The sequence below is a fragment of the Paraburkholderia sp. BR10936 genome (assembly GCF_040965735.1).
In the GTDB taxonomy this organism is placed as follows: domain Bacteria; phylum Pseudomonadota; class Gammaproteobacteria; order Burkholderiales; family Burkholderiaceae; genus Paraburkholderia; species Paraburkholderia nodosa_A.
In genome coordinates this window covers 38,360-60,123 of record NZ_JBFRCM010000004.1, presented here as the reverse complement: position 1 = coordinate 60,123, position 21,764 = coordinate 38,360, and the positions used below count along the sequence as shown (strand labels likewise).

The window sequence follows — 21,764 nt, the reverse complement described above, 5'->3', positions numbered from 1 at the left end:
TGCCGATGATTTGCGCGTAAGATGCGCGTCGCTCGCCGGTGCGCCGCTGCGGCGGCAGACCCAACCCCTATAATATCCCGTCCACCGACGAGGCCCGATGAAACCGATTCTTGTGCTCTATTACAGCCGGCATGGCGCAACGCGCGAACTCGCGCGCGCCATCGCCCAGGGTATCGACAGTGTTCCCGGCGCCGAAGCGCGCGTGCGCACGGTGCCGCCCGTCTCGACGGTCTGCGAGGCCACCGCGCCCGACATCCCCGCCGACGGGCCGCCCTACGTCGAACTGCGCGACCTCGAAGAATGCGCGGGCCTCGCGCTCGGCTCGCCCACGCGCTTCGGCAACATGGCCGCGCCGCTCAAATACTTTCTCGACGGCACCACACCGCAGTGGCTTTCGGGTGCGCTCGCTGGCAAGCCCGCTTGCGTGTTCACATCGACGGGCAGCCTGCACGGCGGCCAGGAGAGCACGCTGCTCTCGATGATGCTGCCGCTGCTCCATCACGGCATGCTGCTCGTGGGCATCCCCTACACGGAAAGCGCGCTCACGACCACGCAGGGCGGCGGCTCGCCCTACGGCGCCTCGCATCACGCGCGCCAGGACGCGCGCGGCCACGGTTTGAGCGCCGATGAAAAGACGCTCGCGAGCGCGCTGGGTGTGCGGCTTGCGCGCGCGGCGCTCGCACTCGCTGTCACCGAGCAAGGCCAGCGGCTGTGAATACCCGCGTGGACGGCATCGCCGAGCCCATCGTCCAGCGTCGCGGCGCTGCGCTCGGCGCTTTTGCGATGCTCGCCGCGCTCACGCTGCTGTGCATTGCGTGGGAGTGGCGGCTCGCGCCGCTGCGCCCCGGCGGCAGCGCGCTCGTGCTCAAGGCCGTGCCGCTCGCCATCGCGCTGCCTGGCGTGCTGCGACGCAGGCTCTACACGCTGCAATGGGCGGCGATGCTCGTGCTGCTCTACTTCGCGGAAGGCATCGTGCGCGGCATGACCGATCCCGCGCCCGGCAACCGGCTCGGCTGGGTGGAAGTCGCGCTGGCTCTTGGTTTTTTCGCGTGTGCGCTTGCCTATGTCGCGCCGTACAAGCGCGCGGCAAAGCGTGCCGCGAAGTCCGCCGCAAAGTCCGCTAAAAGCGAGTCGGCCTAAGCGACGGCCTTCCACGCCGCGACCGCCTCGTCCACGAGCGCTGCGTGAAGGTTACCGCCGTGTCAAACTAACCGTTTGAGCCTCGCGACTTCATGACAATCGCGCCGCGAGCCAGCCCAGGCGCGAATATCCGAGACACCATGACCGACTCCACCCCGACCGCCTGCCAAGGCTTTCTCGACGCCTGCGCCGCCGCCATCGGCGCGCAATACGTGCTGACCGACGCGCACGACACCGCGCCCTACCTCGCCGACTGGCGCCGCCGCTACCAGGGCGCGGCCGTCGCGGTGCTCTGCCCGGCCAATACGCAGGAAGTCGCCGCGGTCGTGAAGCTCGCGCGCGAGCATCGCGTGGCGCTCGTGCCGCAAGGCGGCAACACGGGCCTAGCGGGCGGCGCCACGCCGGACACGAGCGGCAACCAGGCCGTGCTGAGCCTGCGCCGCCTGAACCGCGTGCGCGAAATCGATCCGCACAACAACACCATCACCGTCGAAGCCGGCGTGATCCTCGCCGAAGTCCAGGCGCGCGCAAAAGATGCAGGCCGCCTCTTCCCGCTCTCGCTCGCGGCCGAAGGCAGCTGCACGATCGGCGGCAATCTCTCGACCAACGCGGGCGGCACCGGCGTGCTGCGCTATGGCAATACGCGCGAGCTGTGTCTCGGCCTCGAAGTCGTCACGCCGCAAGGCGAGATCTGGGACGGTCTGCGCGGGCTGCGCAAGGACAACACCGGCTACGATCTGCGCGATCTCTTCATTGGCGCGGAAGGCACGCTCGGCATCATCACCGCCGCCGTCATGAAGCTGCATCCGCTGCCGGCCGCGCGCGTCACCGCGCTCGCCGCGCTCGGCTCGGCACATGCGGCGCTCGACTTTCTCGCACTCGCGCAGCGCTACGCCGGGCCGCTGCTCACGGGCTTCGAGCTGATGTCGGACTTCTGCATGGCGCTCGTCGGCCGTCATTTCCCGCAACTGCGCTATCCGTTCGCGGAGCATCACGCGCAGGTCGTGCTGCTCGAACTGTCGGACAACGAAAGCGAAGAACACGCGCGCGCCCTCTTCGAGCGGCTCATGGAAGAAGCGCTCGAACAAGGTCTCGTGGAAGACGCCGTGGTCGCGGAAAGCCTCGCGCAGTCGCAGGCGTTCTGGAATATCCGCGAGCACATTCCGCTCGCGCAGGCGCAGGAAGGGTTGAACATCAAGCACGATATCGGGGTGCCGATCTCGCGCATCGGCCATTTCATCGAGGAAACCGACGCCGAAATCGCCCGCGCGGTGCCCGGCGCGCGTATGGTCACCTTCGGGCATCTCGGCGACGGCAATCTGCACTACAACGTGCAGGCGCCCGAAGGCGGCGACCCGAAGCGTTTCCTCGCCGAAAACGAGAAGACGCTGAACCGCATCGTCTACGACAGCGTGGATCGCCATCGCGGCACGATCAGTGCGGAACACGGCCTCGGGCAGCTGAAGATCGACGAGAACATGCACTACAAGAGCGAGGTCGAACTCGCGCTGATGCGCGCGATCAAGACCGCGCTCGATCCGCTGAATCTGATGAATCCGGGGAAAGTGCTGCGCTGAACGCGCGGGACGCAAGGAGCCGACATCGTGTTGAAGATCCGCGTGCTATCCGACCTGCATCTGGAAAACGACGAGCCCGACACGATCCCGCATGCGCAGGCCGATCTCGTCGTGCTCGCGGGTGACATCCACAATCACGGGCTGGGCTTGCGCTGGGCGGCGGAAACGTTCGATCCGCAGGTGCCGGTGGTGTACGTGCCCGGCAATCACGAGTACTACGACGGCGATCTCGGCGCGCTGGAAACGGCGATGCGCGACGCCGCCTCCACGCTCGACAACGTGCATTTCCTCAACGATGGCGTCTACGTCGATCCGGCGGGCCGCTTTCGGGTATTAGGCACGACGCTGTGGGCCGACTTCGCACTCTTCGGCGCCGACGACGCCGCGCGTGAAGCCGCCATAGCGGCAGCGATGCGCGTGATGCTGGATTTTCGCGGATTGATCCAGGTGTCCTGGCCGGACAGCCCGCAAGCAGGTGCCCGCGACTTCACGCCGGCCGACTCGCTCGCGCTCCACGCGCGTTCGCGCGCATGGCTCGAAGCGGAACTGGCGAAGCCCTTCGCGGGCGAGACGATCGTCGTCACGCATCACGCGCCGCATAAAGGGAGTCTGGCGCCGCGCTACGCGGAGGATCTGGTGTCGGCGGGATTCGTGAGCGATCTCGGCGCGCTCGTGCGCGCGCCGGTCGCGCTATGGATACATGGCCACACGCATACGTGCTTCGACTACACGGTCAACGGCACCCGCGTGGTGTGCAATCCGCGCGGCTATCGCGACCGCCGCACGGGGCGGCCGGAGAATCCGGCCTTTGCTTGGGACAAGGTGGTGGAGATCTAGCGAGGCAAACCCGCGGCTTTAGTGCATGCGTGCGTCGTCGCGGCGCACGCGCAGCGTCGCGGGCTGGAGCTGCGCGCGGCGCATGCGCAGCAGATCGCGCGATGCCGCGATGCCGATCAGGCCCATCATCACGGCGATGCCGATCATCAGATGCGTATCCATTCGAGTTTCCGGTGTTGGCAGAAAGAGGTTGCGTGAAACAGTCCCGCTACCTTACCAAGCCACCGCGCCGCCGGGCGTAAGGAAGTGTTGCCATCTGCGCAAGCTGTAACAGGCTGTCACGGCCCGCGCGCCATTTGATTGCGCTCAGGTGCGCGCGAACTGGCGCAGCTCGTTGTGATCCCGAGCGAGTGTCGAAGGCATGCTCTCGCGCAGCAGCTCGACCCACGTGCGGATCTTCGCGTCGAGATACTGGCGCGACGGATAAACTGCAAAGACGTTCATCTCCTGCGACTTGTACTCCGGCAGGATCCATTGCAGCTCGCCGCTGCGCAAACCGCTGATCGCCGAATAGATCGGCAGCAGGCCCACGCCCATGCCCTCGCGCACGGCCACCGCCATCGCCTCCGCCACGTTCACCTGGAAGGTCGCCGGGCCGAGGTCGATCGTGGCCTCGCCTTCGGGGCCCGTGAACTGCCACTGCGAGGTCGGGAACACGGGCGTCACCATCTGCAGGCAGGTGTGGTTCGCGAGATCCGCGGGCTTTTGCGGCACGCCGCGCTTTTCCAGATACGCCGGCGAGGCAACCACGATGCTGAACGCGCTCGTCAGCCGCTGCGACACGAAACCGGAATCCGGCAGATCGGTCGCGACGACGAGGGCCACGTCGTAGCCCTCGTCGAGCAGGTCCGGCATGCGCTGGGCGAGCGTGAGTTCCACGTGCACGTCCGGATAGCGCTGCTGATACTGCCCCACCGCCGGCACCACATAGTGCTGGCCGAAGCTCGTCATCGCGTGGACCTTGAGCTTTCCGGAGGGGCGCGCATGCGCGTCGCCGGCTTCCGCTTCGGCCTGATCCACGTAGGCGAGGATCTGCTCGCAGCGCTGCAGGTAGCGCTCACCCGCCTCGGTGAGCGCAATGCGGCGCGTCGTGCGGTTCAGCAGGCGCGTGCGCAGGTGCGCCTCCAGATCGGAAACCGCGCGCGAAGCGTAAGCCGTGGTCGTGTTCAGGTATTGCGCCGCGCCCGTGAAGCTGCCCGCCTCCACCACCCGGACGAATACACGCATGTTTTGAAGCGTATCCATACCAATCCTCTTTCTGACACACGAATTGTTTCATAATCCGTAAGATCGATTGTCTCACGTTTCGTAAAAATGCCTTGCATCCTTACCGGTTATTCATCAATCGCTCAAAAAATATAATGACACGCAGTGATTCATAGCCAAGATAAGGAGTAAATCGTGCAGTCTCCGGTACCGAAAGGACTAGCCGCACTCACGGTTCTTACGTTCTCGTTGATAATCGCGGGCTGCGCCAGTACCGGGGGCATCGCACCGCAAGCGCAACAGGCGCAAGCCGCGCAACTCGACGCCGGATCGGCGATCCGCGCGGCCAACACCGACGCCGGCTGGCCCGCCAGCGACTGGTGGCGCGGCTATAACGACCCTCAGCTGAATGCCTGGATCGAAGCCTCCGTGGCCGGCAACCCCTCGCTTGCCGCCGCCCAGGCGCGTGTGCGCGAAGCGCGCTCGATGGTCGGCGTGGCCCAGGCCGGGCTCCTGCCGCAAATCAACGGCAGCATGTCCATCCAGCGCCAGCAATGGTCCGACAACGTCTACTACGGGCCGGGCCCGCTCGCGGGTGCGAACACGTGGAACAACACAGCCACGCTCGGCCTGTCGTATCACCTCGACCTCTGGGGCCAGGACAAGAACAATGCCGAGCGCGCGCTCGACGTAGCCCACGCCACCGCCGCCGACGCGCGCGCGGCGCAGCTCGAACTCGAAGTCAATGTCACGCGCACCTACATCGAGATGTCGATGAACTACGCGCTGCTCGACATCGCGAAGCAAACGCTCGGCCAGCAGCAACGCATTCTTGCGCTCGCGCAAAAGCGCCTGGCCGGCGGCATCGGCACGCAGCTCGAAGTGAGCCAGGCGCAAACGCCGCTGCCCGAATACGAACGCCAGATCGACGCGCTCGAAGAATCCATTGCGCTCGGCAAGAACCAGCTCGCGGCGCTCGCGGGCAAGGGCCCGGGCGCCGGTGAAGCGATCGAGCGGCCTGCGCTCTCGCTCGCGGCGCCTGCAGGTCTGCCCTCGGCGTTGCCCGCCCAGTTGATCGGCTATCGCCCCGACGTGGTCGCGGCGCGCTGGCTCGTCGCCGCGCAGGCGCGCGGCATCGACGTCGCGAAGGCCGACTTCTATCCGAACGTGAACCTGCTCGTTTCGATGGGCGGCTACGCGGCGGCCGGCCCGCTGTTCCAGTTCCTCAAGTCGATGAGCGGCAGCTATGCGGGCGGCCCCGCGTTCTCGCTGCCGATCTTCGACGGCGGACGCCTGCGCGCGCAGCTCGGCGCGCAGTCCGCCGCGTACGACATCGCCGTCGATCAGTACAACCAGACGATCGTCACCGCGCTCAAGGAAATCGCCGATCAGGTGGTGCGCATGCGCTCGCTCGCGACGCAGGAATACGACGCACACCGCTCGGTCGCGGCCGCGCAGCGCAATTACGATCTCGCACAGGAAGGCTTCCGCCGCGGCCTGACCGACTATGTGAACGTGCTGATTGCGCAAACGCAGTTGCTGCGCGCCCAGGAAGGCGTCGCGCACATCCAGGCCGAGCGGCTGGCCGCCCATGCCACGCTCGTGGCGGCGCTGGGCGGCGGCATGATCGACGCATCGAGCGATGCCGCAGCAAAGGGCCCAACCGAAGCCGAGCAACTGCCCGCGCACGGCAAGAAGACGCGCGACGTGCCGCTCATGCCTGCGGCGCTGCTCGCGCCGCATGGCTCGCATGCTTCGTCCGGCCCCGACGCCGCCGATGCGAACGCATCGGGCAATGCCGGCGCAGCCGGCACGGCGCACTGAGGCAGACGACGATGCAAGCGTCCACCTCCTCCGCTTCGCAGCCGGGCGGCCAAAGCCTCTACGCCGCGCTCGCCGACTGGGCGCGTACCGACGGCCTCGTGTGGATCTATCTCTTCAAGGCGATCGCCGCCGCGCTGCTCGCGCTCGGCATCGCCATGAAGCTCGATCTGCCGCAGCCGCGCACGGCCATGACCACCGTGTTCATCGTGATGCAGCCGCAAAGCGGCCCCGTGTTCGCCAAGAGCTTCTATCGGCTTTGCGGCACGCTCGTGGGCCTCGTCGTGATGCTCGCGCTGATCGGCCTCTTCGCGCAGCAGCCGGAACTCTTCATCGTCTCGACGGCGCTGTGGGTCGGCCTGTGCACCGCGGGCGCCGCGCGCAACCGCAACTTCCGCTCGTACGGCTTCGTGCTCGCGGGCTACACGGCGGCGCTGATCGGCATTCCGGCCTCGCAGCATCCCGACGGCGCGTTCATGTCGGCGATGACGCGCGTGGGCGAAATCTCGATCGGCATCCTTTGCTCGGGCTTCGTCAGCGCCGCGGTGTTTCCGCAGTTTACGGGCGAGCTGCTGCGCTCGAACGTGCGGCGCCGTTTCTCGTCGTTCGTCGATTACGTTTCGGCGGCGCTTGCCGGGCGTGTCGATCGTTCGCATATCGAAGCGAGCAATGCGCGGTTCGTCGCCGACGTCGTGGGTCTCGAAGCGAACCGCAGCATGGCCGTGTTCGAGTCGCCCGACGCGCGCATGCGCTCGGGGCGCCTCGCGCGCCTGAACACCGAGTTCATGACGGTCTCCACGCGCTTTCACGCGCTGCATCAGTTGATGAACCGTCTGCGCGCGGACGGCTCCTCTGCCACCGTCGATGCGCTCGAACCGTACTTCCGCGAGATCGCGCCGCTGTTCGCCAAAGCAGGCGAGCCTGTGCTCACGGCCGCCGACGCAACGCACGTCTCGCAGCAACTCGACGACTACCGCTCGGCGCTGCCGCGGCGCGTGCGCGCCACGCGCGCCGAACTCGAAGCACAAGGCGATGCGCGCCTGCTCGACTTCGACACCGCCACGGAGCTGCTCTACCGCTTCGTGCACGAGATGACCGAGTACACGGCCACCTACGCCTCGCTCGCCGTGGATACGCACTCGCGCGAGAAATGGATTTCGCGCTACGTGCCGAAGACCAACCTGATCGCAGCGGGCGTGGCAGGCCTGCGCGCCGCCGTCGTGATGACGCTGCTCGGCGCGTTCTGGATCGCCACCGCGTGGCCGAGCGGCACCAACCTCGTGCTCAATGCCGCCGCGACCTGCGCGCTCGCCTCGTCCGCGCCGCAGCCCTCGCGCATGGCGACGCAGATGGCGCTCGGCACTGTGCTCGCATCGGTCGTCGGCATGATTCTCACGTTCGGCGTGTTTCCGCACATCGACGGCTTCGTCATGCTGTGCGTCGCGCTCGCCCCCGCGCTCGCGTTCGGCGTGTTCCTCACGACGCGCCCGAAGTACGCGGGCTACGGCGTGGGCTACTGCATCTTCCTGTGCTTTCTCGCGGGGCCGGACAACGTCGTGCAGTACAACCCGAGCAGCTACATGAACGACGCGCTCGCGCTCATCGCGTCGATGGCGGTCTCGGCGCTGGCGTTCGCCGTGCTCCTGCCGCCTTCCACGCCGTGGCTGCGCCGGCGACTGCTGGCCGACCTGCGCGGCGGCGCCGTGCACGCTTGCCGCGCGCGCCTGAAGGGACTGCGCAACCGCTTCGAGAGCGGCGCGCGCGACCTGATGTTCCAGCTCTCCGCGATCGCCGGCAACGACGACGCGCAACGCCGCGACACGATGCGCTGGCTCTTCTCGACGCTCGAAGTGGGCAACGCCGCGCTCGATCTGCGCCACGAACTGGCCACGCTGCCCGCGCATCCGCAGTACGCACGGGGAACGGCGTGGCGCGTGGCGATCGACGCGACGCTCAAAGCCGCGAGCGCGCTCTTCGACCGCCCGGGCGAGGCGCGTTACCGCGACGCGCTCGCCGCGACGGCTCGCGCGATCGACGCAAGCCAGGCCGTGCTGCAAGGCATGTGGCAACCCGAAGCGACGAGCGCAGCCGAGCGTGGCGACGCGCCGCGCGAAGAGCGCCACCAGCTGCAGCGCATCCAGAGCCATCTGCATTTCATCCGCACCGCGCTCATCGACCCGCAATCGCCGCTCGCGGCGTATGCGGGCAACGAAAGCGCGAACCCCGGCGCGAGCCAAGGAGCCAACCATGCCTCGTGACGTCGCGTTTCTCGACGCCTATATCCCGGCGATCGTGCTGCTCTTCATTCTGGGCGCGGCGATCACCTGGGTGCTCGATTCCGTACTGGCCCGAACCGGCCTCTACCGCGTCGTGTGGCACCCGTCCCTCTTTCGCGTGAGCCTGCTCGTGGTCGTGTGCTGCCTGCTCGGTCTCGCGGTCTATCACTGAATGCGTCACTGCATGCATCGCTGAACGAATCAACCGAATCATGACAATCCGCAACCTCATTGGCTTTATCGCGACGGCCATCATCTTCGTCGTCGCCATTCTGGTCGGGCGCGTCCTGTGGGTTCACTACATGGACGAGCCGTGGACCCGCGACGGCCGCGTGCGCGCCGAAGTGGTGAACATCGCCCCCGACGTCTCGGGCGCCGTGGTCGAGCTGCCCGTGAAGGACAACCAGTTCGTGCACAAGGGCGACCTGCTCATGCAGATCGACCCGTCGCACTATCAGATCGCCGTGGAGCAGGCCGAGGCCGCCGTGGCCGCGCGCAAGGCCGAGCTGACGATGCGCCAGGACGACGCGCGCCGCCGCGCCGACATGGACAGCGAAGTGGTCTCGGCCGAAAACCGCGAGAACGCCTCGCATACGGCAAATTCGGCACAGGCGCAGTACCAGCAGGCAATCGCTGCGCTCGACGCAGCCAAGCTCAACCTCGAACGCACGCGCGTGGTCTCGCCGGTGGACGGCTACATCACGAACCTGCAGGTGTTCCAGGGCGACTATGCGATCTCGGGCCAGGCCAAGCTTGCCGTGGTGGACAGCCATTCGTTCTGGGTCTACGGCTACTTCGAGGAAACCAAGCTGCCGCACGTGAAGGTGGGCAACAAGGCCGACATCAAGCTGATGAGCGGCGGCACACTCCAGGGCCACGTCGAGAGCATCTCGCGCGGCATTTACGACCGCGACAATCCGCAAAGCCGCGAACTGCTCGCCGACGTGAACCCGACCTTCAACTGGGTGCGCCTCGCGCAGCGCGTGCCGGTGCGCATCCACATCGACAAGGTGCCGGACGACATGGTCCTCGCCGCGGGCACGACCTGCACGGTGGTCGTCAAACCAGGCACGTGATGGCGCCGTGACGGCGCGTACTGCCAGCCGGGCTACGCAAACAGCGCAAGCAAAAAGGGAACGCCAGTTTGGCGTTCCCTTTTTTGTTGCTGTGCGCCCACGGAGTGTTAGCGCTTCCCGCACAGTGCGCCGACAGCGAATCGATGAGTATTGCAAAACAATGTCTTTATCACGTTAAAGCCTCTCTCGCTTGATCCATGTCAACGGATGTTGGTCGGATTACTCGGATTATTCCTATTCCCCAGTCTTCCAATCAGCCCTCAACGTGATCCTTCGCCTACATCGACCTTGCGAAATCGGCGCCATGCCGCGGACGGCGCGCGACGACGGCGCGGTGCGCGCGTTCGCGCGCCGCGCACTGGCCGGGCTCGCGAAGCGTCAGGCCCTCGCGCCGCAACGGGTGGTCGTGCTCGCCCTCGGCAACGTTCAGTGGGGCGACGCCGGTTTGGGCGTGCTCGCGCTCGAGCGGCTGAAGGCGGCCTGGCAATGCCCCGCGCAGGTCGAACTCGTGGAAGGCGGTACGCGCGGCCGCGCGCTGCTGCCCGTCGTCGAATCCACGCAGCGTTTGATCGTGCTCACATCAATCGATTTCGGGCTCGAACCGGGCACGCTGCGCATCCTCACCGGCGATGCGGCCGCCGAACATCTCTACACGCGCCGCCCGAGCCGGCCTGGCATGGGTTTCGCCGACGCGCTGGCCTGCGCGCAGCTGAGCGGCCGCTCGCCGCGCGAGATCGTGCTGATCGGCGTGCAGCCGCAAGGCAGCGACTGTTACGGCGCGGGCTTGTCGAGCACGGTGCGCGCGCAACTCGATGCGACTGTCGATGCCGCCCGGCTCTGGCTGCGCCGCTGGCGCGTCGCACCGCTGCCGCGTCTCGAGCATCCCGACATCCGCGGCTGAGCGCCGCACAGCGGTTGCACGCGCCCGGCGGGCGCGCCGCATGCGCCCGTACGCGGAAATCCGCGAGAGAATCCGCGGGAGAACCCGCGTTGCCCGCGCGCATTGCACTGCACTATCCTGAAAAACTGCGCCAGATCGGCCAACGGCTGCACCATCAGTACGGGAGGAAGGTAGTCATGCGTTACCGCGATTTTCACCGCGAGTCGGTCGCGAACCCCGACGACTTCTGGCGCCGCGAGGCCGAGCGCATCCATTGGGAGACGCCGTTCGACCAGGTGCTAGACCGCTCGAATCCGCCGTTTGCGCGCTGGTTCTGCGGCGGCCGCACGAACCTGTGCTTCAACGCCGTGGACCGTCACCTCTCGTCGCGCGCTCACCAGAACGCGCTCGTCTACGTCTCGACCGAGACCGGCATCGAGCGGCGCTACACCTACGCCGACCTGCACGCCGAAGTGAACCGCATGGCCGCCGTGATGCGCTCGTTCGGCGTCGCGCGCGGCGAGCGCGTGCTGATCTATCTGCCGATGATTCCCGAGGCCGTCTTTGCCATGCTCGCCTGCGCGCGCCTGGGCGCGATCCACTCGGTGGTGTTCGGCGGATTCGCCGCGCCGAGCCTCGCCGCGCGTATCGACGACGCGAAGCCCGTGCTGCTCGTGAGCGCCGACGCCGGGGCGCGCGGCGGCAAGGTGATCGACTACACGCCGCTCGTGGATGAAGCCATGGCGCGCGCCGAGTACGCGCCGCCCAAGGTGCTGCTGATCGACCGCCAGCTCGCGCCCGAGCGGCTGAACGCGCCGTATCTCGTCGACTACGAGCCGCTGCGCGAGCAACACTACGATGTGCAGATTCCCTGCGAATGGCTCGAATCGAACGAGCCTTCGTACATCCTCTACACCTCGGGCACGACGGGCAAGCCCAAGGGCGTGCAGCGCGACGTGGGCGGCTACGCGGTGGCGCTCGCCGCATCGATGGAATACATCTTCGAAGGACACGCCGGCGACACCATGTTCACGGCGTCGGACATCGGCTGGGTGGTGGGCCATAGCTACATCATCTATGCGCCGCTGCTCGCGGGCATGACCACGGTGATGTACGAAGGCACGCCGGTGCGCCCCGACGGTGGCATCTGGTGGCGCCTCGTCGAGCAGCACCGCATCAACCTGATGTTCACGGCGCCGACGGCCATTCGCGTGCTCAAGAAGCAGGACCCGGCGCTGCTGCACTGCGCCGATCTGTCGAGCCTGCGCACGCTCTTTCTCGCGGGCGAACCGCTCGACGAGCCCACAGCCGAATGGATCTCGGATGCACTCGCCAAACCCGTCGTCGACAACTACTGGCAGACCGAGACCGGCTGGCCGATGCTGGCGATCCAGCGCGGCGTCGATCCGCTGCCGCAAAAGCTCGGCTCACCGGGCGTGCCCTGCTACGGCTACGACCTCGTGCTGCGCAACGAACATACGGGCGAGCCCTGCGCACAAGGCGAGAAAGGCGTGATCACGCTCGGCTACCCGTTGCCGCCAGGCTGTATGCAGACCGTGTGGGGCGACGACGCGCGCTTCGTGAACACGTACTGGGAAAGCGTGCCGGGCCAGCAGGTGTATTCGACCTTCGACTGGGGCGTGCAGGACAGCGACGGTTACGTGACGATCCTCGGCCGCACCGACGACGTGATCAATGTGGCGGGCCATCGTCTCGGCACGCGCGAGATCGAAGAGGCGATCTCGTCGCACGCGGCCGTCGCGGAAGTGGCCGTGGTGGGGGTGAACGACGCGGTGAAGGGTCAGGCGGCGCTGGCGTTCGTCGTGCTGCGCGACGCGAATGCGGCAGCGAATCCCGCCGATGCACAGAAGCTCGCGGCTTCGCTCGCCGCGACGGTGGACCGCCAGCTCGGCGCGATCGGCCGGCCCGCGCGCGTGCACTTCGTGCCGATGCTGCCCAAGACGCGCTCCGGCAAGCTATTGCGCCGCGCGATCGCGGCGCTCGCCGAAGGGCGCGACCCGGGCGATCTGCCGACCATCGAGGATGCCTCGGCGCTGCAGTCGATTCGCGAGGCGGTGAGCGCAGGCGAAAGCTGAGGCCTGCGCGTGCGTACGCTCAACGTGCGAGCGGGCGGTAAGCGGCCAGGAAGCGCTTGAGGATGCCCGTCGAGTACGTGCCCGCGATATCGGCGAGGAAGCTCGAGAACGAGGTGCTCGCGTGCTCGTCGGCGGTATCGGAGATCGTACGCACGATCGCGCACGGCACGTCGTACTCGTGGCAGACCTGGGCGATCGCGGCACCTTCCATCTCGACGGCGAGCGCATCGGGCAACAGCGCGCGCAGCGCGCCCACGGCCGCGGCGCTCGCCACGAACTGGTCACCACTGATCACGAGCCCGCGATGCACCTGCGGCAACGCGGTTTCGAGGCGCGGCAGCGCGGCCTTGAAGCGCGCCGTCAACTCCGGCCCCTCCTCCGCGATGAAACGCTCGCATGCGGCGGCGAGCGCCTGAGCCAACGCGTGGTCGGCATCGAAACGCGAGCGCGCGAGCAGCGGGATTTCGTGACGCGGAAACAGCGGCTCGGCGTTCATGTCGTGCTGGAGCAGCGTTTCGCCCACCACCACGTCGCCCACGTGGACGCCCGCACCCACGCCGCCGGCCACGCCCGTAAAGACGATCGCTTCCACATCGAACGCATGGATCAGCGCGCTGGCCGTGGCGGCCGCCGCCACCTTGCCGACGCGCGCGAGCGTCACCACGCACGGCGCGCCGTGCACGGTGCCCAGGTGATAGTCACGCCGGCCGAACGTGCGCGTGACGACCCCCGATTCGGCCTGCATGGCCGCGATCAGATCGCCGAGTTCCTGGGGCAGCGCGGCGAGCACGCCGAGCGGACGGGCGGCACTGCCGCCCGCGTGAGTCGAGAGGTTCATCTTCGAATGATTTCCGTCTGAGTCGTTTGAGGCTTGCGCGCGCTCACTCCACCGGCTGCAGCTTGGCCACCGCCAGCGCGAGCCATTTCTCGCCGTGACGCTTGAAGCGCACCTGCGCCTTGGCGTCGGTGCCGCTGCCTTCGAGCGCCGTGATCGTGCCTTCGCCGAACTTCGTGTGGAACACGCCCTGGCCCACACGGAAGCCCGTCTCGGCGGCGCGCTGCTCGTTGGCGAACGCGGGCGCCGGGCTCTTGTCGGCGATATAGGCGTCGCGCTCGCGACGGCCGCCTTCGCTGCTGCCGCCACTGCCGCCGCCCGGACGCGCGAACCAGTCGCGGCCCCAGCCGGCGTTGTCGGAACGCCCGCCCCAGCGCGAACCGGCCTCGACCTTGGGCGTGAGCCACTTGAGCGATTCCTGCGGAAGCTCGTCGAAAAAGCGCGAACGCACGTTGTAGCGCGTCTGGCCGTGCAACAAGCGGCTCTGCGCGAACGAGATATAGAGCCGCTCCTTCGCACGCGTGATCGCCACGTACATCAGGCGGCGCTCTTCTTCGAGGCCGTCGGCTTCCATCGCGCTGTTCTCGTGCGGGAACAAGCCCTCTTCGAGACCGGTGATGAAGACCGCCGTGAATTCGAGGCCCTTCGCCGCGTGCACCGTCATCAACTGCACGGCGTCCTGGCCTGCCTGCGCCTGGTTGTCGCCGGCTTCGAGCGACGCGTGCGAGAGGAAGCCCGCGAGCGGCGTCATGACGTCGGGGTTCTGCGCGGGGTCGGTGATCGTGGGCGCATCGAGCACTTCGATCTCGCCGTCCTGCGAGACGATCTCGGGCACCGCGCTCGCGCCCGGGCGCAGCGGAATCGAGCGCGCGGGCGTGTCGAGGCCATAGCCCTCTTCGCTCACGAACGCCGTGGCCGCGGTCACGAGTTCCTGCAAGTTCTCGAGGCGATCCTGACCTTCACGCTCGTTCTGATAAAACTCGGCGAGACCGCTCATGCGTACCGTGTATTCGACCGTTTCCGGCAGGCTCATCTGCGCGGTCTCGGCGCGCATCTTCGCGACCAGATTGGCGAACGAACCCAGGCTCGAGCCCGCCTTGCCCGTGACGTACGGAATGGCCGCGGCCATCGAGCAGTTGTAGAGGCGCGCGGCATCCGCCAGCTGCTCGATCGAGCGCGCGCCAATGCCGCGCGTGGGGAAATTCACGACGCGCGCGAACGCCGTATCGTCGTTCGGATTGTCGATGAGACGCAGATACGCGAGCGCATGCTTCACTTCCTGGCGCTCGAAGAAGCGCAAGCCGCCATACACCTTGTACGGCACGCCCGCGTTCACGAGCGTGTGCTCGATCGTGCGCGACTGCGCGTTGCTGCGATAAAGGATGGCGATCTCGTTGCGCGCGAGCCCCTGGTTGATGAGCGCGCGAATCTCCTCGACGATCCAGCCGGCTTCCTGCGAGTCGGTGGCCGCCTCGTACACGCGCACCGGCTCGCCGTGGCCCGCATCGGTGCGCAGATTCTTGCCCAGACGCCGCGAGTTATGCGCGATCAGGTAGTTGGCCGCATCGAGAATATGGCCGTGCGAACGGTAGTTCTGCTCCAGCTTGATCATGTGCTTCACGCGGAACTCGTTCTCGAAATCGCGCATGTTGCCGACGTTCGCGCCGCGGAACGCGTAGATCGACTGGTCGTCGTCGCCCACCGCGAAGATCGCATTGCCCGGCCCCGCGAGCAGCTTGAGCCACGCGTACTGGAGCTTGTTGGTGTCCTGGAACTCGTCCACCAGAATGTCGCGAAAGCGACTCTGATAGTGCGCGCGCAGCGGCGGGTTGTACGCGAGCAGTTCGTAGCAGCGCAGCAGCAGCTCCGCGAAATCGACCACGCCTTCGCGCTGGCACTGCTGGTCGTACGCTTCGTAGAGTTCGACGAATTTGCGGTTGAAATCGTCGCTCACATCCACGTCTTTCGGACGCAGGCCCTGCTCCTTCGCGTTGTTGATGAAATACTGCAGGTTCTTGGGCGGGTACTTCTCGTCGTCGACGTTCAGGCCCTTCATCAGACGCTTGATGGCCGAAAGCTGGTCTGCGGTGTCGAGGATCTGGAAGGTCTGCGGCAGACCGGCGTCGCGGAAATGCGCGCGCAGCATGCGGTTGCACAGGCCGTGGAACGTGCCGATCCACATGCCGCGCGTGTCGATGGGCAAAAGCGCCTGGAGGCGCCCCACCATTTCGCGCGCGGCCTTGTTCGTGAAGGTCACGGCCAGGATGGTCGAGGGCGAGGCCATGCCCTGCTGGATCAGCCACGCAATGCGCGTGATCAGCACGCGCGTCTTGCCGCTGCCGGCCCCGGCCAGAATGAGCGCCGGTTCGTTGGGCAACGTGACGGCGGCGAGTTGTTCGGGGTTCAGGTTCGCGAGCAGTTCGGGCATGGGCTGAAAAGGAGCGTGACCCCAGGGCGGGACCCCGGGGACGTGGCGCGCGGCACAGGCGCGCCGTCGTTGAATGGCAGACCGCCATTATAAGTGCGCACGCACGCTGCGGCTTGGGTGACCCAAGCGGCACGCCTCGCGCGCAGAACGCCCGCACGACGGCCCGCACCACGGTCCGCCCAGTGCTCCAGCTCGGCCGGCGCGTCGGCTCCGGCAGGACTTCCCCTTATAATCGAACGTTTCCGCATCCTTTTTTCGGCAGATTCCACCCATGAGCGACAGCACGCTAGCGAAAAGCTTCGAGCCCCAGACGATCGAGGCCCAATGGGGCCCCGAATGGGAGCGTCGAGGCTACGCCGCCGCGACCTTCGAGCCCGGCCGCAACAATTTCTCGATCCAGTTGCCGCCGCCCAACGTCACCGGCACGCTGCACATGGGGCACGCGTTCAACCAGACGATCATGGACGGCCTCACGCGCTACCACCGCATGCTCGGCGACAACACGCTGTGGGTGCCGGGTACGGACCACGCGGGCATCGCCACGCAGATCGTGGTCGAGCGCCAGCTCGACGCGCGGAAGATTTCGCGCCACGACCTGGGCCGCGAGAAGTTCGTCGAGCGCGTGTGGGAATGGAAGCAGCAGTCGGGTTCGACCATCACGGGCCAGGTGCGGCGCCTGGGGGCGTCGATCGACTGGTCGCGCGAGTACTTCACGATGGACGACAAGATGTCGACCGCCGTGCGCGACGTGTTCGTGCGCCTCTATGAACAGGGCCTGATCTACCGCGGCAAGCGCCTCGTGAACTGGGACCCGGTGCTGGGCACCGCCGTTTCGGACCTCGAAGTCGTGAGCGAAGAGGAAAACGGCAACCTGTGGCACCTGCGCTATCCGCTCACGGACGGTTCGGGCCACCTCACGGTTGCGACCACGCGCCCGGAAACCATGCTCGGCGACACGGCCGTGATGGTCCATCCGGAAGACGAGCGCTACGCGCACCTGATCGGCAAGACCGTGACGCTGCCGCTGGCCGATCGCGAGATCCCCATCATCGCCGACGAATACGTGGACCGCGAGTTCGGCACGGGCGTCGTGAAGGTCACGCCCGCGCACGACTTCAACGACTACCAGGTGGGCCTGCGCCACGGTCTGCCGATGATCGAGATTCTCACGCTCGACGCGAAGGTCAACGACAACGCGCCCGCCAAATACCGCGGCCTCGACCGTTTCGAGGCGCGCAAGCAGGTCGTGGCCGACTTCGAGGCACTCGGCCTGCTCGACTCGGTCCAGCCGCACAAGCTGATGGTGCCGCGCGGCGACCGCACGGGCGTGGTGATCGAGCCGATGCTCACGGACCAATGGTTCGTCGCGATGACGAAGCCCGCGCCCGAGGGCACCTTCAATCCCGGCAAGTCGATCACCGAAACTTCGCTCGACGTGGTGCGCAGCGGCCAGATCAAGTTCGTGCCGGAAAACTGGACCACGACCTACTACCAGTGGCTCGAGAACATCCAGGACTGGTGCATTTCGCGCCAGCTCTGGTGGGGCCACCAGATCCCGGCGTGGTACGGCGAGAACGGCGAGATCTTCGTCGCGAAGAGCGAGGAAGAGGCGCGCGCGCAGGCTGAAGCAAAGGGCTACACGGGCGCACTGAAGCGCGACGAAGACGTGCTCGACACGTGGTTCTCGTCGGCGCTCGTGCCGTTCTCGTCGCTCGGCTGGCCTGCGGATACGCCCGAACTGAAGGCCTTCCTGCCCTCTTCCGTGCTGGTCACGGGCTTCGACATCATCTTCTTCTGGGTAGCGCGCATGGTCATGATGACCACGCACTTCACCGGCAAGGTGCCGTTCGATACGGTGTACGTGCACGGCCTCGTGCGCGACGCCGAAGGCCAGAAGATGTCGAAGAGCAAGGGCAACACGCTCGACCCGATCGATATCGTCGATGGCATCGACCTCGAAGCGCTGGTCGCCAAGCGCACCACCGGCCTCATGAATCCCAAGCAGGCCGCGACCATCGAAAAGAAGACGCGCAAGGAGTTCCCGGAGGGCATTCCCGCGTTCGGCACCGACGCGCTGCGCTTCACGATGGCTTCGATGGCCACGCTCGGCCGCAACGTGAACTTCGACCTCGCGCGCTGCGAAGGTTATCGCAACTTCTGCAACAAGCTCTGGAACGCCACGCGCTTCGTGCTGATGAACTGCGAAGGCCACGATTGCGGTTTCAGCAAGCCGGGCGCATGCCAGCCGGGCGATTGCGGCCCCGGCGGCTACACGGACTTCTCGCAGGCCGATCGCTGGATCGTCTCGCTCCTGCAACGCGTGGAAGCCGAAGTCGCGAAGGGCTTCGCGGACTATCGCTTCGACAACGTGGCCAACGCCATATACAAGTTCGTCTGGGACGAATACTGTGACTGGTACCTGGAACTGGCCAAGGTGCAGATCCAGACGGGTACGCCCGAGCAGCAGCGCGCCACGCGCCGCACGCTGCTGCGCGTGCTGGAAACGGTGCTGCGCCTCGCGCACCCGGTGATTCCGTTCATCACCGAAGCGCTGTGGCAGAAGGTGGCGCCGCTCACCGACGCGTACCCCGAGGGTGCCGCCGAAGGCGCAGCATCGATCATGGTGCAGCGTTACCCGGTGGCAGAAGCAAAGAAGATCGACGAAGCCGCGGAACAGTGGGCCGCCGATCTGAAGGCCGTGATCGACGCGTGCCGCAATCTGCGTGGCGAAATGGGCCTCTCGCCCGCCACGAAGGTGCCGCTGCTCGCCACGGGCAACGCCGAGCGGCTTGCGACGTTCGCGCCCTATGCGCAGGCGCTTGCAAAGCTTTCGGAGGTCCAGATCATCGCCGACGAAGCAACGCTCGACGCGGCCTCGGCAGGCGCGCCAGTTGCTATCGTAGGGACGGACAAACTCGTGCTGAAGGTGGAGATCGACGTCGCCGCCGAACGCGAACGCCTGTCGAAGGAAATCGCCCGCCTCGGCAACGAGGTAACGAAGTGCACGGCCAAACTCGGAAACGAGAGTTTTGTAGCGAAAGCACCGCCCGCAGTCGTTGAGCAGGAGCAGAAAAGACTGGCAGAATACCAGGCAACGCTGGACAAGCTGACCGCGCAACTCACGCGGTTGCCGGCCTGAGCGCCATATCGGCCAAAGGCTGTAACGCGTCGCGCCGCACCCGCGGCGTCACACGAGCACCAGGACAGGGACAAAGACATGCTGAAAGTGACAAAAGCGGTATTCCCGGTAGCGGGCCTCGGCACGCGCTTCCTTCCGGCCACGAAAGCCAGCCCGAAGGAAATGCTGCCCGTGGTCGACAAGCCGCTCATCCAGTACGCGGTCGAAGAAGCCGTGGCTGCGGGCATCACTGAAATGATCTTCGTGACCGGGCGCAGCAAGCGCGCGATCGAGGACCATTTCGACAAGTCGTATGAGATCGAGGCCGAACTCGAAGCGCGCGGCAAAGCCAAGCTGCTCGAACTGGTGCGCAACATCAAGCCGAACAACGTCGACTGCTTCTACGTGCGTCAGCCCGAGGCGCTCGGCCTTGGCCACGCCGTGCTGTGCGCGGAAAAGCTCGTGGGCGACAACCCGTTCGCCGTGATTCTCGCGGACGACTTGCTCTACGGCACGCCGCCCGTCATGCAGCAGATGGTCGAGGTGTTCGACCACTACCATAGCTCGGTGCTCGGCGTGGAAGAGATTCCGGCCTCGGAAACGCGCTCGTACGGCATCGTCGACGGCAAGGAGTGGGAAGACTCGATCGTCAAGCTCTCGGGCATCGTCGAGAAGCCGGCGCCGGAAGTCGCACCGTCGAACCTCGGCGTGGTCGGCCGCTACGTGCTCAAACCGCGCATTTTCGAGCATCTGAAGTCGATCAAGCCGGGCGCGGGCGGCGAGCTGCAGCTCACCGACGCGATCCAGTCGCTGCTCGCCGACGAGCAGGTGCTCGCCTACAAGTACCACGGCACGCGCTTCGACTGCGGCAGCAAGCTCGGCTACCTGAAGGCGACGGTGGAGTTCGCGCTGCGCCACCCGGAAGTCGGCGCGGATTTCGACGAGTATCTGCGTACGCGCAAGCCGGTGCTGGAAGGCTAGGGGCCCCCGCTGAGACTCCCGCTCAGGCAAATGAAAATGGCCCGCATTCTCATGCGGGCCATTTTTTTATCTACCGATGCGCCTAGCGCCGGCGCATCAGGAACACGAACGTCTTGTCCTGCTGCGAGCTTTCCACGATCTCGTTGCCGGTTTGCTTGGCGAAGGCGGCGAAATCGCGCTGCGAGCCGGGATCGGTCGCGAGAACCTTGAGGATCTGGCCGCTTTCCATGTCGGCGAGCGCCTTCTTGGCGCGCAGGATCGGCAGCGGGCAGTTCAGCCCGCGTGCATCCACTTCCTTGTGAACCTGAATCTGCATCGGGGTTGGATCCTTCGGTGGCGCACCGTCACGGCGTGAGACGGCGCTGGCAATAGCGTCGATTTTACCGCAGCCACGCCAGCCGCCGCTTGCGTCCCGATCACGGCACGGCTCACAGGGTGACCGCCGCCCCCGTATGCAGCGATTCGCGCAGCGCCTGGCCGATGCGGGTGGCTTCCAGCGCGTCTTCGAGCGTCGCGCCAAGGCTCCCCGCCTGCGTCCGCCCCGCCTTGCGTGCCGCCACTTCGGCGACGAACGCCTGCGCTTCGTTCAGGAACGCCTCTTCGAAACGGTCGAAGAACGTGGGCGTGCAAACGCTGCGCACGCCGGTCGCATCGTAGACATCGACGCGATTCGCGCGCGGGATGCGGCCGATCGCGAGCGCCCCCGCCGTGCCGATCACCTCGCTCGACGTGTCGTTGCCGTGCGCCATCGTGCGCGAGGCGTAAAACATCGCGAGACGGCCGCCCTCGAACTCGCAGATCGCCACGCCGTTGTCCACGTCGCCCGATTCGCGCAGCCCTTCGTGCAGCGCGATTGCGCCTGCGGCGTACACGCGTGTGGCGCGCGGCTTGCCGAGCAGCCAGCGCGCAACGTCGATGTCGTGAACCGTGCAGTCGAGGAAAATGCCGCCCGAAGTCGGCGCGAAGCGCACGAAAAAGCCTTCGGGATCGTTCAGATCGCAGGTCTGCGAGCGCACCAGAAAAGGCTTGCCGATCGCCCCCGCCTGCACGCTTGCGTAGGCATCCTGATAACTTGGATCGAAGCGGCGCATGAAGCCGATGGTCACCTGCCGGTCGGCATGACGACGCGAGACGTTCACCACCCGCTCGCATTCGGCCACGTCGAGCGAGAGCGGCTTCTCGCAGAACACGTGCTTGCCCGCTTCGAGCGCCTGCACGATCTGCTCGGCGTGCAATGCCGAAGGCGTGACGAGCCACACCGCATCGACCGCTTGATCGGCCAGCAAATCGGCGTACTCGCCATACAGCCGCGCGGCGGGCAGCGCCTCGCGCGCCCACGCGAGATCCGCTTCCAGCGGACTGCACGCGGCCGCGAGCGTTGCACCCGGCACGCGATACGCCAGGTTCTGCGCGTGCCGCCGCCCCAACCGCCCAAGTCCCGCCACGCCCACGCGCAACGGCTGGGCACGATCGATTGCCTGCATCCTTGCTCT

The 21,764-nt window shown here is 66.6% G+C and carries 18 protein-coding genes; 12 read left to right on the top strand and 6 right to left on the bottom strand.

What is annotated here, in order from left to right:
- The first annotated feature begins 97 nt into the window (after nucleotides 1-97).
- From wrbA to AB4Y36_RS09800, 4 genes are all read left to right on the top strand, one after another.
- Nucleotides 98-715 (top strand): NAD(P)H:quinone oxidoreductase, encoded by a 618-nt coding sequence (gene wrbA / locus AB4Y36_RS09815; RefSeq protein ID WP_069268657.1) that lies wholly within the window; start codon nucleotides 98-100, stop codon nucleotides 713-715.
- 68 nt (nucleotides 716-783) lie between these two features.
- Nucleotides 784-1,140, top strand: a complete 357-nt coding sequence (locus AB4Y36_RS09810; protein WP_069268699.1) for a DUF2069 domain-containing protein — start codon at nucleotides 784-786, stop codon at nucleotides 1,138-1,140.
- 140 nt (nucleotides 1,141-1,280) lie between these two features.
- Entirely contained in the window at nucleotides 1,281-2,717 is a 1,437-nt protein-coding gene (locus AB4Y36_RS09805; RefSeq protein WP_368682858.1) for an FAD-binding oxidoreductase, read from the top strand.
- 30 nt (nucleotides 2,718-2,747) lie between these two features.
- Entirely contained in the window at nucleotides 2,748-3,554 is an 807-nt protein-coding gene (locus tag AB4Y36_RS09800) for a metallophosphoesterase (RefSeq protein WP_069268659.1), read from the top strand.
- 18 nt (nucleotides 3,555-3,572) lie between these two features.
- On the opposite strand, the gene AB4Y36_RS09795 is transcribed toward AB4Y36_RS09800, so the two are convergent.
- Nucleotides 3,573-3,716, bottom strand: a complete 144-nt coding sequence (locus AB4Y36_RS09795; RefSeq protein ID WP_169739136.1) for a hypothetical protein — start codon at nucleotides 3,714-3,716, stop codon at nucleotides 3,573-3,575.
- Between the two features lie 144 nt (nucleotides 3,717-3,860).
- Entirely contained in the window at nucleotides 3,861-4,799 is a 939-nt protein-coding gene (locus AB4Y36_RS09790) for a LysR family transcriptional regulator (protein WP_069268660.1), read from the bottom strand.
- A gap of 156 nt (nucleotides 4,800-4,955) precedes the next feature.
- Between AB4Y36_RS09790 and AB4Y36_RS09785 the strand changes: the two genes are divergently transcribed.
- From AB4Y36_RS09785 to AB4Y36_RS09760, 6 genes are all read left to right on the top strand, one after another.
- Nucleotides 4,956-6,584 (top strand): efflux transporter outer membrane subunit, encoded by a 1,629-nt coding sequence (locus AB4Y36_RS09785; RefSeq protein ID WP_368682857.1) that lies wholly within the window; start codon nucleotides 4,956-4,958, stop codon nucleotides 6,582-6,584.
- 11 nt (nucleotides 6,585-6,595) lie between these two features.
- Complete coding sequence (locus tag AB4Y36_RS09780) at nucleotides 6,596-8,839, top strand: FUSC family protein (RefSeq protein WP_368682856.1); 2,244 nt, start codon at nucleotides 6,596-6,598, stop codon at nucleotides 8,837-8,839.
- Complete coding sequence (locus AB4Y36_RS09775; protein ID WP_042271036.1) at nucleotides 8,829-9,029, top strand: DUF1656 domain-containing protein; 201 nt, start codon at nucleotides 8,829-8,831, stop codon at nucleotides 9,027-9,029. Before AB4Y36_RS09780 ends, AB4Y36_RS09775 begins: the two co-directional genes overlap by 11 nt.
- Nucleotides 9,030-9,069: 40 nt before the next feature.
- Nucleotides 9,070-9,933: an HlyD family secretion protein gene (locus tag AB4Y36_RS09770; protein ID WP_069268663.1), complete on the top strand. Its 864-nt coding sequence runs from the start codon at nucleotides 9,070-9,072 to the stop codon at nucleotides 9,931-9,933.
- 304 nt (nucleotides 9,934-10,237) lie between these two features.
- Nucleotides 10,238-10,834, top strand: coding sequence for a hydrogenase maturation protease (locus AB4Y36_RS09765; protein ID WP_368682855.1), 597 nt, complete (start codon nucleotides 10,238-10,240; stop codon nucleotides 10,832-10,834).
- A 176-nt stretch (nucleotides 10,835-11,010) separates the two neighbouring features.
- Nucleotides 11,011-12,909 (top strand): propionate--CoA ligase, encoded by a 1,899-nt coding sequence (locus AB4Y36_RS09760; protein ID WP_368682854.1) that lies wholly within the window; start codon nucleotides 11,011-11,013, stop codon nucleotides 12,907-12,909.
- Nucleotides 12,910-12,928: 19 nt separating this feature from the next.
- Here the strand turns inward: AB4Y36_RS09760 and AB4Y36_RS09755 are convergent, their stop codons facing one another.
- Together AB4Y36_RS09755 and AB4Y36_RS09750 are read right to left on the bottom strand one after the other, a co-directional pair.
- Nucleotides 12,929-13,747 (bottom strand): 5'-methylthioadenosine/adenosylhomocysteine nucleosidase, encoded by an 819-nt coding sequence (locus AB4Y36_RS09755; RefSeq protein WP_342945958.1) that lies wholly within the window; start codon nucleotides 13,745-13,747, stop codon nucleotides 12,929-12,931.
- A gap of 43 nt (nucleotides 13,748-13,790) precedes the next feature.
- Nucleotides 13,791-16,172: a UvrD-helicase domain-containing protein gene (locus AB4Y36_RS09750; RefSeq protein WP_069268667.1), complete on the bottom strand. Its 2,382-nt coding sequence runs from the start codon at nucleotides 16,170-16,172 to the stop codon at nucleotides 13,791-13,793.
- Nucleotides 16,173-16,443: 271 nt separating this feature from the next.
- On the opposite strand from AB4Y36_RS09750, the gene AB4Y36_RS09745 reads away from it, so the two are divergent.
- Both AB4Y36_RS09745 and galU read left to right on the top strand, forming a co-directional pair.
- Entirely contained in the window at nucleotides 16,444-19,311 is a 2,868-nt protein-coding gene (locus AB4Y36_RS09745) for a valine--tRNA ligase (protein ID WP_368682853.1), read from the top strand.
- Between the two features lie 78 nt (nucleotides 19,312-19,389).
- The gene (gene galU, locus AB4Y36_RS09740) at nucleotides 19,390-20,271 is read left to right on the top strand and encodes a UTP--glucose-1-phosphate uridylyltransferase GalU (RefSeq protein ID WP_368617752.1); all 882 of its coding nucleotides are present in this window, start codon (nucleotides 19,390-19,392) and stop codon (nucleotides 20,269-20,271) included.
- 82 nt (nucleotides 20,272-20,353) lie between these two features.
- On the opposite strand, the gene AB4Y36_RS09735 is transcribed toward galU, so the two are convergent.
- Together AB4Y36_RS09735 and AB4Y36_RS09730 are read right to left on the bottom strand one after the other, a co-directional pair.
- On the bottom strand, nucleotides 20,354-20,581 hold the full coding sequence (locus AB4Y36_RS09735; protein ID WP_028208042.1) for a sulfurtransferase TusA family protein: 228 nt from the start codon (nucleotides 20,579-20,581) through the stop codon (nucleotides 20,354-20,356).
- Nucleotides 20,582-20,699: 118 nt separating this feature from the next.
- The gene (locus AB4Y36_RS09730; protein ID WP_368682852.1) at nucleotides 20,700-21,755 is read right to left on the bottom strand and encodes a Gfo/Idh/MocA family oxidoreductase; all 1,056 of its coding nucleotides are present in this window, start codon (nucleotides 21,753-21,755) and stop codon (nucleotides 20,700-20,702) included.
- Nucleotides 21,756-21,764: the final 9 nt, after the last annotated feature.

Excerpts from the sequence above, each read along its gene's own strand:
- AB4Y36_RS09790 (WP_069268660.1), bottom strand. The coding sequence starts at position 4,799 with ATGGATACGCTTCAAAACATGCGTGTATTCGTCCGGGTGGTGGAGGCG.
- AB4Y36_RS09805 (WP_368682858.1), top strand. The coding sequence starts at position 1,281 with ATGACCGACTCCACCCCGACCGCCTGCCAAGGCTTTCTCGACGCCTGC.
- AB4Y36_RS09770 (WP_069268663.1), top strand. The coding sequence starts at position 9,070 with ATGACAATCCGCAACCTCATTGGCTTTATCGCGACGGCCATCATCTTC.
- AB4Y36_RS09780 (WP_368682856.1), top strand. The coding sequence starts at position 6,596 with ATGCAAGCGTCCACCTCCTCCGCTTCGCAGCCGGGCGGCCAAAGCCTC.
- AB4Y36_RS09760 (WP_368682854.1), top strand. The coding sequence starts at position 11,011 with ATGCGTTACCGCGATTTTCACCGCGAGTCGGTCGCGAACCCCGACGAC.
- galU (WP_368617752.1), top strand. The coding sequence starts at position 19,390 with ATGCTGAAAGTGACAAAAGCGGTATTCCCGGTAGCGGGCCTCGGCACG.
- AB4Y36_RS09750 (WP_069268667.1), bottom strand. The coding sequence starts at position 16,172 with ATGCCCGAACTGCTCGCGAACCTGAACCCCGAACAACTCGCCGCCGTC.
- AB4Y36_RS09755 (WP_342945958.1), bottom strand. The coding sequence starts at position 13,747 with ATGAACCTCTCGACTCACGCGGGCGGCAGTGCCGCCCGTCCGCTCGGC.
- AB4Y36_RS09765 (WP_368682855.1), top strand. The coding sequence starts at position 10,238 with ATGCCGCGGACGGCGCGCGACGACGGCGCGGTGCGCGCGTTCGCGCGC.
- AB4Y36_RS09745 (WP_368682853.1), top strand. The coding sequence starts at position 16,444 with ATGAGCGACAGCACGCTAGCGAAAAGCTTCGAGCCCCAGACGATCGAG.
- AB4Y36_RS09795 (WP_169739136.1), bottom strand. The coding sequence starts at position 3,716 with ATGGATACGCATCTGATGATCGGCATCGCCGTGATGATGGGCCTGATC.
- AB4Y36_RS09810 (WP_069268699.1), top strand. The coding sequence starts at position 784 with ATGCTCGCCGCGCTCACGCTGCTGTGCATTGCGTGGGAGTGGCGGCTC.
- AB4Y36_RS09730 (WP_368682852.1), bottom strand. The coding sequence starts at position 21,755 with ATGCAGGCAATCGATCGTGCCCAGCCGTTGCGCGTGGGCGTGGCGGGA.
- AB4Y36_RS09775 (WP_042271036.1), top strand. The coding sequence starts at position 8,829 with ATGCCTCGTGACGTCGCGTTTCTCGACGCCTATATCCCGGCGATCGTG.
- wrbA (WP_069268657.1), top strand. The coding sequence starts at position 98 with ATGAAACCGATTCTTGTGCTCTATTACAGCCGGCATGGCGCAACGCGC.